The organism is Modestobacter altitudinis (assembly GCF_005930475.1).
In the GTDB taxonomy this organism is placed as follows: Bacteria; Actinomycetota; Actinomycetes; order Mycobacteriales; family Geodermatophilaceae; genus Modestobacter; species Modestobacter altitudinis.
In genome coordinates this window covers 100,327-109,723 of sequence record NZ_SJEW01000002.1, presented here as the reverse complement: position 1 = coordinate 109,723, position 9,397 = coordinate 100,327, and the positions used below count along the sequence as shown (strand labels likewise).

The following is a 9,397-nucleotide window of genomic DNA, read 5'->3' as shown; positions in this document are numbered from 1 at the left end:
AGGAGTCCGACAGACATGCCACGCAGCCTCAAGAAGGGCCCGTTCGTCGACGACCACCTGCTCGCCAAGGTGGACGCCCAGAACGACAAGGGCACCAAGACCGTCATCCGCACCTGGTCGCGGCGCTCGACGATCATCCCCGACATGCTCGGGCACACGATCGCCGTGCACGACGGCCGCAAGCACGTCCCGGTGTTCGTCACCGAGGCGATGGTCGGGCACAAGCTCGGCGAGTTCGCGCCCACGCGCACCTTCCGTGGGCACATCAAGGACGACCGCCGGTCGCGGCGCGGCTGACCCGGTAGAGAAGAGATCCTCACATGACTTCCCAGTTGGGACAGGAGACGCTGATCGCCCGGGCCACCGCCCGGTTCGTCAGCGTCACCCCCATGAAGGCCCGCCGGGTGGTGGACATGATCCGCTACCTGCCGACCGACGAGGCCCTCGCTCTGCTGCGTTTCGCGCCGCAGGCCGCGAGCGAGCCGGTGGCCAAGGTCGTCGGCAGCGCCGTCGCCAACGCAGAGCACAACCTGCGTCTGGACCCGGCCGCGCTCGTCATCAGCGCCGCCTTCGTCGACGAGGGCCCCACGCTCAAGCGGATCCGTCCGCGTGCGCAGGGCCGGGCGTTCCGCATCAACAAGCGGACCAGCCACATCACCGTCGAGGTGTCGGAGGTGAGCTCGAGCGCCGAGCTCGCCCAGCGTTCCCGCAAGGCACGTCGGGACACGGGCCAGTCCGGCCCGGCGACCCAGCAGCAGAAGAGCAACACGAGGGGAGGGACCCGCTAGTGGGTCAGAAGGTCAACCCGCACGGGTTCCGGCTCGGCATCACCACCGACTACAAGTCCCGGTGGTACGCGGACAAGCTGTACGCGGACTACGTCAAGGAAGACGTGGCGATCCGCAAGCTCATGGGCAAGGGCATGGAGCGCGCCGGCATCTCGAAGGTGGAGATCGAGCGCACCCGTGACCGCGTCCGTGTCGACATCCACACCGCCCGCCCGGGCATCGTCATCGGCCGCCGCGGCGCCGAGGCCGACCGCATCCGGGGTGAGCTCGAGAAGCTGACCGGCAAGCAGGTCCAGCTGAACATCCTCGAGGTCAAGAACCCCGAGTCGGACGCGCAGCTGGTCGCCCAGGGCGTCGCCGAGCAGCTGTCCAGCCGGGTGAGCTTCCGGCGTGCCATGCGCAAGGCGATGCAGTCCGCGCAGCGCTCGCCGCAGGTCAAGGGCATCCGGGTGCAGTGCTCCGGTCGCCTGGGTGGCACGGAGATGAGCCGGTCGGAGTTCTACCGCGAGGGTCGGGTGCCGCTGCACACGCTCCGCGCGAACATCGACTACGGCATCTACGAGGCGCGCACCACCTTCGGTCGCATCGGCGTGAAGGTGTGGATCTACAAGGGCGACGCCAGTGGCTCGCGCGCCGAGCGGGAGGCCCTCGAGGCCCTCGCCCAGCGTCAGCAGCGCCGTGAGCGGGCCCAGCGCCCGCAGCGCCGGTCGGGTTCGTCGGGCACCACTGCCGGCGGGACCGAGGCCGGTCGCGCCGCTGCCGAGGGGACCCCGGCCCCGGCCGAGGACGTCGTCGCCATCACCTCCGGTGACGTCCCCGTCGAGCAGACGGTCGCGGACGCCACCGGTGCCGAGGGGACTGCGGCTGCCGAGGCCGCCGCGACCGAGAACACGGAGGCCTGACCCATGCTGATCCCCCGTCGGGTGAAGCACCGCAAGCAGCACCACCCGAGCCGGTCGGGTGCCGCCAAGGGCGGTACCGCGATCAACTTCGGTGACTACGCGATCCAGGCTCTCGAGCCCGCGTACGTCACCAACCGGCAGATCGAGTCCGCTCGTATCGCCATGACCCGGCACATCAAGCGTGGCGGCAAGGTGTGGATCTCGATCTACCCGGACCGCCCGCTGACCAAGAAGCCGGCCGAGACCCGCATGGGCTCCGGCAAGGGCTCGCCCGAGTGGTGGGTGGCCAACGTCAAGCCGGGCCGGATCATGTTCGAGCTGTCCGGTGTGGCCGAGCCGGTGGCGCGCGAGGCCATGCGCCGAGCGATCCACAAGCTGCCCATGAAGTGCCGCTTCATCACTCGTGAAGGAGAGGTGTGATGGCCGCCGGACTGACTGCGCCCGAGCTGCGCGAGCTGTCCGCCGACGAACTGGCCACCCGGCTGCGTGAGTCGCGCGAAGAGCTGTTCAACCTGCGGTTCCAGGTGGCCACCGGCCAGCTGGACAACAACCGGCGACTGCAGACCGTCCGCCGCGACATCGCCCGGATCTACACGATCATGCGCGAGCGCGAGCTGGGTCTCTCGGTCGCCCCGAACGAGGGTGTGGCATGAGCGAGACCCAGCAGGCGGGCGGCTCCGACGCCGCTCGTCGCAACGACCGCAAGGTCCGCGAGGGCCTGGTCGTCAGCGACAAGATGGACAAGACGATCGTGGTCGAGGTCGAGGACCGCGTGAAGCACGGGCTGTACGGCAAGGTCCTGCGCCGCTCCAGCAAGCTGAAGGCGCACGACGAGACCAACACCGCCGGCATCGGCGACCGGGTGCAGATCATGGAGACGCGCCCGCTCTCCGCCACGAAGCGCTGGCGCCTCGTGTCGGTCGTCGAGAAGGCCAAGTAAGCAGTTCGGCACCGGCCTCCCGAGGTTGGTGAGCCAGGAGTAGCCTGGACGACTGGCACGCCCTCCGGGTGCGCGCCACATCCCGGTACCCGTGCTCGGACGCACCGGCAGCATGCTGCCGGTGCGTCCGCACGTGGGTGCCGGACAGCCGGTTCACCGATCCGGTCCGGCTGTCGCCACTCAGATTCAGGAGCAGGAAGTGATCCAGCAGGAGTCGCGACTGCGAGTCGCCGACAACACGGGTGCCAAGGAGATCTTGTGCATCCGCGTGCTCGGCGGGTCGGGGCGGCGCTACGCGGGCATCGGTGACGTCATCGTCGCCACCGTCAAGGACGCGCTGCCCGGCGCCGGCGTCAAGAAGGGCGATGTGGTCAAGGCCGTCGTCGTCCGCACGGTCAAGGAGCGCCGTCGTCCCGACGGTTCCTACATCCGCTTCGACGAGAACGCCGCGGTGATCATCCGTGACAGCGGCGACCCGCGCGGCACGCGCATCTTCGGCCCCGTGGGCCGGGAGCTCCGTGACAAGCGCTTCATGCGGATCATCTCGCTCGCTCCGGAGGTGTTGTGATCATGGCTCAGCCGACGAGCGGGAAGACCCCGTCGATGAAGGTCAAGAAGGGCGACCAGGTCGTCGTCCTGTCCGGCAAGGACAGGGGCGCCAAGGGTCGCGTCATCGCTGCCTTCCCGAAGACCCAGAAGGTCCTGGTCGAGGGCATCGGCCGGGTGAAGAAGCACACCCGGATCAGCACCTCCCAGCGCGGCGCCCAGCAGGGCGGGATCGTCACGCAGGAGGCGGCCGTGCACGTGAGCAACGTGATGGTCATCGACTCCGAGGACAAGCCGACCCGGGTCGGTTACCGCAAGGACGAGGAAGGCCGCAGCATCCGGGTCTCGCGGCGCACCGGTAAGGACCTCTGACCATCATGAGCGCACCCACCCGCGAGCTGCCTCGCATGCTGGCCCGCTACCGCGAGGAGATCGCTCCCGCGCTGCAGTCGGAGTTCGGCTACCCGAACGTCATGCAGATCCCCGGCCTGGTCAAGATCGTCGTCAACATGGGCGTCGGCGAGGCCACCCGGGACGCCAAGCTGATGGACGGTGCGGTCCGCGACCTCACCGCCATCACCGGCCAGAAGCCGGCCGTCGTCCGGGCCCGCAAGTCCATCGCCCAGTTCAAGCTGCGCGAGGGCATGCCGATCGGCGCGAAGGTCACCCTCCGCGGAGACCGCATGTGGGAGTTCCTGGACCGGCTGCTGTCGCTGGCCCTGCCTCGCATCCGTGACTTCCGCGGCCTGAACCCCAAGCAGTTCGACGGTCACGGCAACTACACGTTCGGTCTGACCGAGCAGTCGATGTTCCGCGAGATCGACGTCGACAGGATCGACCGGCCGCGTGGCATGGACATCACGCTGGTCACCACCGCCACCACCGACGAGGAGGGCCGCGAGCTGCTCACGCTGCTCGGCTTCCCCTTCGCCGGCCAGACCGTCGTGAACGCGACCCGCTGACCGCGGTCTGCGTAGAAGCTCCAGGAGACCCAAGAGATGGCCAAGAAGGCTCTTGTCAACAAGGCGGCGCGCACGCCGAAGTTCAAGGTGCGCGGCTACACCCGCTGCCAGCGCTGCGGTCGCCCCCACGCCGTGTTCCGCAAGTTCGGCCTGTGCCGGATCTGCGTCCGGGAGATGGCCCACGCCGGCGAGCTGCCCGGCGTGACCAAGTCCAGCTGGTAGGAGGACCCGGCTGCACCCCACGACACGCTCCGCGCGTCGAGGGTCCCTGCGGCCGGGCCGTTCCAGTCGTACGACCCGACCAGCAGGTCACCTCACACAGCACCACTGATCGCCGAGAGGCCCGCGCGAGACGCGTGCGGAACCGCGGCGAGAGAGGCACCACTCACCCATGACGATGACCGACCCGATCGCGGACATGCTCACGCGGCTGCGGAACGCCAACCAGGCGTACCACGACGCAGCTGCCATGCCGTCGTCGAAGCTCAAGACGCACATCGCCGAGATCCTCCAGAAGGAGGGGTACATCGGCGGTTGGACCGTCAACGACGTCGAGGTGGACGGCCACGTCCGCAAGGAGCTCGTGGTCTCCCTCAAGTACGGCCCCAACCGTGAGCGCAGCATCGCCGGCGTCCGACGGGTGTCCAAGCCCGGCCTGCGCGTCTACGCGAAGTCGACCGCCCTGCCCAAGGTGCTCGGCGGCCTCGGGGTGGCGATCATCTCCACCTCCACCGGGCTGCTGACCGACAAGCAGGCGACCAAGAAGGGCGTGGGTGGGGAAGTCCTCGCCTACGTCTGGTAAGAGGAGCGAGCAGACATGTCACGGATCGGACGACTCCCGGTTCCGGTGCCCAGCGGTGTGGACGTCGCCATCGACGGGCGCACGGTCAACGTCTCGGGGCCGAAGGGGAAGCTCAGCCACACGGTGGCTGCTCCCATCACCGTCGAGCGCGGTGAGGAGGGCACGCTGCTGGTGCAGCGGCCCAACGACGAGCGCGAGAGCCGGGCCCTGCACGGCCTGTCCCGCACGCTCATCGCGAACATGATCACCGGTGTGACCCAGGGGTACGACAAGACCCTGGAGATCGTCGGCGTCGGTTACCGCGTGCAGGCCCGTGGGACGGACCTCGAGTTCGCCCTCGGCTTCAGCCACCCGGTCATCGTGAAGGCCCCCGAGGGGATCTCCTTCACCGTCGAGGCCCCCACCCGCCTGCGGGTGAGCGGCATCGACAAGCAGCAGGTGGGCGAGGTCTCCGCCAAGATCCGCAAGATCCGCAAGCCTGACCCCTACAAGGGCAAGGGCGTGCGGTACCAGGGCGAGGTCATCAAGCGCAAGGTCGGGAAGACGGGCAAGTGATGGCACAGGCAGCGAACACCAAGAGCGGTGCCCGGGTGCACAAGCCCGTCGGCACCGACGTCAGCACCGCGCGCCGCGTCTCGCGGCTCCGCCGCCACAACCGCCTGCGCAAGCGGGTGGGCGGCACGCCGGAGCGGCCGCGCCTGGTCGTCAAGCGCAGCTCCCGGCACATCCACGTCCAGGTGGTCGACGACACGGTCGGCCGCACGCTGGCCAGCGCGTCGACGATGGACGCCAGCCTGAAGGGCAGCGAGGGCGACAAGTCCACCCTCGCCCGTCGAGTCGGTGCCCTGGTCGCTGAGCGCGCCAAGGCCGCCGGCATCGACGCGGTCGTCTTCGACCGTGGTGGCAACCGGTACGCCGGCCGCATCGCGGCGCTGGCCGACGGTGCCCGCGAGGGTGGGCTGGACTTCTGATGACCACCATTTATGAACTGATCGAGAGGGACGTCTGATGCCAGGACCACAGCGACGCGGCGGTGGCGCCGGCGGGACCGGTGGCCCCGGCGGCGCAGGCGGCGGCGGCAACGACCGCCGGGACCGTCGTGACGGCGGGCGCGGCCCGGGCGGTGCCGCGGAGAAGAGCCAGTTCATCGAGCGCGTCGTCGCGATCAACCGCGTGTCCAAGGTCGTCAAGGGTGGTCGGCGGTTCAGCTTCACCGCCCTGGTGATCGTGGGCGACGGCGACGGCAAGGTCGGCGTGGGCTACGGCAAGGCCAAGGAGGTGCCCGCGGCGATCGCCAAGGGCGTCGAGGAGGCCAAGAAGCACTTCTACAACGTGCCTCGCATCGCCAGCACCATCCCGCACCCGGTGCAGGGTGAGGCGGCGGCCGGTGTCGTGCTGCTCAAGCCGGCCAGCCCCGGTACCGGCGTCATCGCCGGTGGCCCGGTGCGCGCCGTCCTCGAGTGCGCCGGCATCCACGACGTGCTCTCGAAGAGCCTCGGGTCCTCCAACCCGATCAACATCGTCCACGCGACCATGCAGGCGCTGAAGGACCTCGTCCGCCCCGAGGAGATCGCGGCTCGCCGCGGTCTGCCCCTGGAGGACGTCGCCCCAGCTGCCATGCTGCGCGCGCGGGCCGGTCAGGGGGTCTGAGATGGCTCAGCTGAAGGTCACGCAGATCAAGTCGGCCATCGGCACCAAGCCGAACCAGCGTCAGACGCTGCGTTCGCTGGGGCTGAAGCGGATCAGCGACTCGGTCGTCCAGGAGGACCGTCCCGAGATCCGCGGGATGGTCGCGACGGTGCCGCACCTGGTCACCGTCGAAGAGATCGTCTGAGCAGGGGAACGCTGACATGACTCTCAAGGTCCACCACCTGCGTCCGGCGCCGGGTGCCCACACCAAGAAGGTCCGGGTGGGTCGCGGTGAGGGCGGCAAGCGCGGGAAGACTGCCGGGCGCGGCACCAAGGGCTCGGGCGCTCGCGTCCAGGTCTCGGCCCGCTTCGAGGGCGGCCAGACGCCGCTGTTCATGCGGCTGCCCAAGCTCTCGGGCTTCACCAACAACAACAAGGTCGTCTTCCAGGTCGTCAACCTGGACCGGATCGCCTCCCTGTTCCCGCAGGGTGGTTCGATCAACCCGGACACGCTGGCCGACGCCGGCGCCGTCCGGCGCGGTCAGCCGGTCAAGGTCCTCGGCTCGGGCGAGCTGGGCGGGGTGACGGTGCACGTGCACGCGCACGCCTTCTCCCAGTCCGCCCTGGAGAAGATCGGCGCTGCCGGGGGCAGCACCACCCAGATCTGACGAAGGACCCCCCTGTGGGGACCTCTCCTCCCCACCCCTCGCACGCGGGGGGCGGGACCCGGGAAGGGGTCGCCTGCAGGGGGGCCTTTCGCTGTTCTCGGCCCGCCTGCAGGGCCCCGCCGCGAGCCCGCGAGTGGGGGGCAGGTGGGTCCTTCCACACGTTGATAGATTCACACGACCGACTCGGGGAGGGCACGTGCTGCAGGCGTTCGCCGCGGCGTTCCGGACGCCAGACCTCCGGCGCAAGCTGCTGTTCTCCCTGGCGCTGATCGCCGTCTACCGGCTGGGCGCCAGCGTGCCCGGCCCCGGCGTCTCGATCGAGGCGATCAACAGCTGCCTCGACCAGGCCAACGCCTCCGATCAGCGCGACGTCTACTCGCTGGTCAACCTGTTCTCCGGCGGGGCGCTGCTGCGGCTGTCGGTCTTCGCGCTGGGGATCATGCCGTACATCACGGCGAGCATCATCGTGCAGCTGCTGGTCGTGGTCATCCCACGGTTCGAGCAGCTGAAGAAGGAAGGGCAGTCCGGGCAGCAGAAGCTGACCCAGTACACCCGCTACCTGACGATCGCGCTCGCCGTCCTGCAGAGCACCGGGATCATCGCGCTGGCCCGCAGCGGCCAGCTGTTCCCGAGCTGCTCGCAGGACATCATCCCGTCGGACTCGGTGTGGACCACCGTCGTCCTGGTCGTGACGCTGACCGCCGGCACCGCGGTGATCATGTGGCTGGGCGAGTTGCTGACCGAGAAGGGGATCGGCAACGGCATGTCCGTGCTGATCTTCACCTCGATCGCCGCCCGGATCCCCGCCGAGGGCGGCGCGATCCTGCAGAGCCGTGGCGGTTTCGTCTTCGCGCTCATCTGCGTGCTCGCCGTGCTGGTGATCGCCTCGGTGGTCTACGTCGAACAGGCGCAGCGCCGCATCCCGGTGCAGTACGCCAAGCGGATGGTCGGCCGGCGGATGTACGGCGGGACCTCGACGTACCTGCCGCTGAAGGTCAACCAGGCCGGTGTCATCCCGGTCATCTTCGCCTCGTCCCTGCTGTACCTGCCCCAGCTCATCACCCAGCTGCAGGGCGACTCGACCGGGGCGGTCCGCCGGTTCGTCGAGAACTACCTGGTCGACCAGAGCAGCCCGGTGCACATCGCGGTCTACTTCGCGCTGATCATCTTCTTCACGTACTTCTACGTGTCGATCACGTTCAACCCCGAGGAACGGGCCGACGACATGAAGCGCTACGGCGGCTTCATCCCCGGCATCCGTCCCGGCCGCCCCACCGCGGAGTACCTGCAGTACGTGCTGTCCCGGATCACCCTCCCGGGGTCGATCTACCTCGGGTTGGTGGCCGTGCTGCCCAACCTGTTCCTGTCCATCACGCAGGAGGGGCAGAACCAGAACTTCCCGTTCGGCGGGACCGCGGTGCTTATCATGGTGGGAGTGGGCTTGGAGACGGTGAAGCAGATCGAGACGCAGCTCAACCAGCGCAGCTACGAAGGGTTCCTCCGCTAGTGCGCGTCGTGCTGCTGGGCCCTCCCGGAGCGGGCAAGGGGACCCAGGCCCAGGTCATCGCCGCTCGGCTGGCCGTGCCCGCCATCTCCACCGGTGACATCTTCCGCGCCAACGTGAGCGGGCAGACCGAGCTGGGCCAGCAGGCGAAGGCCTACATGGACGCCGGCGACCTGGTGCCCGACGAGATCACCGTGGCGATGGTCTCCGACCGGCTCGCCGAGCCCGACGCCAAGGCAGGCTTCCTGCTCGACGGCTTCCCGCGCACGATCGCCCAGGCCGACCAGCTGCGTGACTCGCTGGCCGAGATGGGCCACGCGCTGGACTGCTGCCTCGAGCTCGTCGTCGACGAGGACGAGCTGGTCCGCCGGCTGTCCGGGCGCCGGATGCTGGTGGACGGCGCGTGGGTGCAGCGCGACGACGACAAGCCCGAGACCGTCCGGCACCGCCTGGAGGTCTACCGGGAACAGACGGCGCCGCTGTCGGGGTTCTACGAGCGGGCCGGACTGCTGGCCCGCATCGACGCGATCGGTGAGATCGACGAGGTGACCCGCCGCGCCCTCGAGGCGCTCGGGGCCGACGAGGCGCTGGCCCAGGACGCGGCCGGCGACCAGGCCGAGGACTGAGAGCGCGGGTCGCCCGGTGCACGGTGACCG

General features: G+C 69.3%; 18 protein-coding genes. All 18 read left to right on the top strand.

Annotation, left to right across the window (positions count from 1 at the left end; genetic code table 11):
* Positions 1-15 precede the first annotated feature (15 nt).
* The 18 genes from rpsS (at position 16) to FHL79_RS01325 (ending at position 9,367) form a co-directional block, all read left to right on the top strand.
* The gene (rpsS, locus tag FHL79_RS01410; protein ID WP_014742854.1) at positions 16-297 is read left to right on the top strand and encodes a 30S ribosomal protein S19; all 282 of its coding nucleotides are present in this window, start codon (positions 16-18) and stop codon (positions 295-297) included.
* A gap of 23 nt (positions 298-320) precedes the next feature.
* Positions 321-788 (top strand): 50S ribosomal protein L22, encoded by a 468-nt coding sequence (gene rplV / locus FHL79_RS01405; RefSeq protein ID WP_138756847.1) that lies wholly within the window; start codon positions 321-323, stop codon positions 786-788.
* Positions 788-1,690: a 30S ribosomal protein S3 gene (gene rpsC, locus FHL79_RS01400; RefSeq protein ID WP_138756846.1), complete on the top strand. Its 903-nt coding sequence runs from the start codon at positions 788-790 to the stop codon at positions 1,688-1,690. The genes rplV and rpsC overlap by 1 nt, the downstream gene beginning before the upstream one ends.
* A gap of 3 nt (positions 1,691-1,693) precedes the next feature.
* Positions 1,694-2,110 (top strand): 50S ribosomal protein L16, encoded by a 417-nt coding sequence (gene rplP, locus FHL79_RS01395; RefSeq protein WP_138732904.1) that lies wholly within the window; start codon positions 1,694-1,696, stop codon positions 2,108-2,110.
* On the top strand, positions 2,110-2,343 hold the full coding sequence (rpmC, locus tag FHL79_RS01390; protein WP_014742850.1) for a 50S ribosomal protein L29: 234 nt from the start codon (positions 2,110-2,112) through the stop codon (positions 2,341-2,343). Before rplP ends, rpmC begins: the two co-directional genes overlap by 1 nt.
* Positions 2,340-2,630, top strand: coding sequence for a 30S ribosomal protein S17 (rpsQ, locus tag FHL79_RS01385; protein ID WP_138756845.1), 291 nt, complete (start codon positions 2,340-2,342; stop codon positions 2,628-2,630). The genes rpmC and rpsQ overlap by 4 nt, the downstream gene beginning before the upstream one ends.
* Before the next feature lie 199 nt (positions 2,631-2,829).
* Entirely contained in the window at positions 2,830-3,198 is a 369-nt protein-coding gene (gene rplN, locus FHL79_RS01380; RefSeq protein WP_029433456.1) for a 50S ribosomal protein L14, read from the top strand.
* A gap of 2 nt (positions 3,199-3,200) precedes the next feature.
* The gene (gene rplX / locus FHL79_RS01375) at positions 3,201-3,548 is read left to right on the top strand and encodes a 50S ribosomal protein L24 (RefSeq protein ID WP_246080206.1); all 348 of its coding nucleotides are present in this window, start codon (positions 3,201-3,203) and stop codon (positions 3,546-3,548) included.
* 5 nt (positions 3,549-3,553) lie between these two features.
* Positions 3,554-4,138, top strand: coding sequence for a 50S ribosomal protein L5 (gene rplE / locus FHL79_RS01370; protein WP_138756844.1), 585 nt, complete (start codon positions 3,554-3,556; stop codon positions 4,136-4,138).
* Between the two features lie 36 nt (positions 4,139-4,174).
* Positions 4,175-4,360 carry a type Z 30S ribosomal protein S14 gene (locus FHL79_RS01365; protein ID WP_014742845.1) on the top strand — a complete coding sequence of 62 codons (186 nt, stop codon included), beginning with the start codon at positions 4,175-4,177 and terminating at the stop codon, positions 4,358-4,360.
* A 169-nt stretch (positions 4,361-4,529) separates the two neighbouring features.
* Positions 4,530-4,940: a 30S ribosomal protein S8 gene (rpsH, locus tag FHL79_RS01360; RefSeq protein ID WP_138756843.1), complete on the top strand. Its 411-nt coding sequence runs from the start codon at positions 4,530-4,532 to the stop codon at positions 4,938-4,940.
* Between the two features lie 15 nt (positions 4,941-4,955).
* Positions 4,956-5,495 carry a 50S ribosomal protein L6 gene (gene rplF, locus FHL79_RS01355; protein WP_138756842.1) on the top strand — a complete coding sequence of 180 codons (540 nt, stop codon included), beginning with the start codon at positions 4,956-4,958 and terminating at the stop codon, positions 5,493-5,495.
* Positions 5,495-5,911: a 50S ribosomal protein L18 gene (gene rplR / locus FHL79_RS01350; RefSeq protein WP_138756841.1), complete on the top strand. Its 417-nt coding sequence runs from the start codon at positions 5,495-5,497 to the stop codon at positions 5,909-5,911. The genes rplF and rplR overlap by 1 nt, the downstream gene beginning before the upstream one ends.
* 37 nt (positions 5,912-5,948) lie before the next feature.
* A complete protein-coding gene (gene rpsE, locus FHL79_RS01345) occupies positions 5,949-6,590 on the top strand; it encodes a 30S ribosomal protein S5 (protein WP_138756840.1) in 642 nt (213 codons plus the stop codon).
* 1 nt (position 6,591) lies between these two features.
* Positions 6,592-6,774 carry a 50S ribosomal protein L30 gene (gene rpmD / locus FHL79_RS01340; RefSeq protein ID WP_014742840.1) on the top strand — a complete coding sequence of 61 codons (183 nt, stop codon included), beginning with the start codon at positions 6,592-6,594 and terminating at the stop codon, positions 6,772-6,774.
* 16 nt (positions 6,775-6,790) lie between these two features.
* On the top strand, positions 6,791-7,237 hold the full coding sequence (gene rplO, locus FHL79_RS01335) for a 50S ribosomal protein L15 (RefSeq protein WP_138756839.1): 447 nt from the start codon (positions 6,791-6,793) through the stop codon (positions 7,235-7,237).
* Positions 7,238-7,433: 196 nt separating this feature from the next.
* A complete protein-coding gene (secY, locus tag FHL79_RS01330) occupies positions 7,434-8,744 on the top strand; it encodes a preprotein translocase subunit SecY (RefSeq protein ID WP_138756838.1) in 1,311 nt (436 codons plus the stop codon).
* Positions 8,744-9,367, top strand: coding sequence for an adenylate kinase (locus tag FHL79_RS01325; protein WP_138756837.1), 624 nt, complete (start codon positions 8,744-8,746; stop codon positions 9,365-9,367). The genes secY and FHL79_RS01325 overlap by 1 nt, the downstream gene beginning before the upstream one ends.
* Positions 9,368-9,397: the final 30 nt, after the last annotated feature.

Coding starts and splice junctions, on each gene's coding strand:
- rpsS (WP_014742854.1), top strand. CDS start 16: ATGCCACGCAGCCTCAAGAAGGGCCCGTTCGTCGACGACCACCTGCTC.
- rplV (WP_138756847.1), top strand. CDS start 321: ATGACTTCCCAGTTGGGACAGGAGACGCTGATCGCCCGGGCCACCGCC.
- rplP (WP_138732904.1), top strand. CDS start 1,694: ATGCTGATCCCCCGTCGGGTGAAGCACCGCAAGCAGCACCACCCGAGC.
- rpmC (WP_014742850.1), top strand. CDS start 2,110: ATGGCCGCCGGACTGACTGCGCCCGAGCTGCGCGAGCTGTCCGCCGAC.
- rpsQ (WP_138756845.1), top strand. CDS start 2,340: ATGAGCGAGACCCAGCAGGCGGGCGGCTCCGACGCCGCTCGTCGCAAC.
- rplX (WP_246080206.1), top strand. CDS start 3,201: ATGGCTCAGCCGACGAGCGGGAAGACCCCGTCGATGAAGGTCAAGAAG.
- rplE (WP_138756844.1), top strand. CDS start 3,554: ATGAGCGCACCCACCCGCGAGCTGCCTCGCATGCTGGCCCGCTACCGC.
- FHL79_RS01365 (WP_014742845.1), top strand. CDS start 4,175: ATGGCCAAGAAGGCTCTTGTCAACAAGGCGGCGCGCACGCCGAAGTTC.
- rpsH (WP_138756843.1), top strand. CDS start 4,530: ATGACGATGACCGACCCGATCGCGGACATGCTCACGCGGCTGCGGAAC.
- rplF (WP_138756842.1), top strand. CDS start 4,956: ATGTCACGGATCGGACGACTCCCGGTTCCGGTGCCCAGCGGTGTGGAC.
- rplR (WP_138756841.1), top strand. CDS start 5,495: ATGGCACAGGCAGCGAACACCAAGAGCGGTGCCCGGGTGCACAAGCCC.
- rpsE (WP_138756840.1), top strand. CDS start 5,949: ATGCCAGGACCACAGCGACGCGGCGGTGGCGCCGGCGGGACCGGTGGC.
- rpmD (WP_014742840.1), top strand. CDS start 6,592: ATGGCTCAGCTGAAGGTCACGCAGATCAAGTCGGCCATCGGCACCAAG.
- rplO (WP_138756839.1), top strand. CDS start 6,791: ATGACTCTCAAGGTCCACCACCTGCGTCCGGCGCCGGGTGCCCACACC.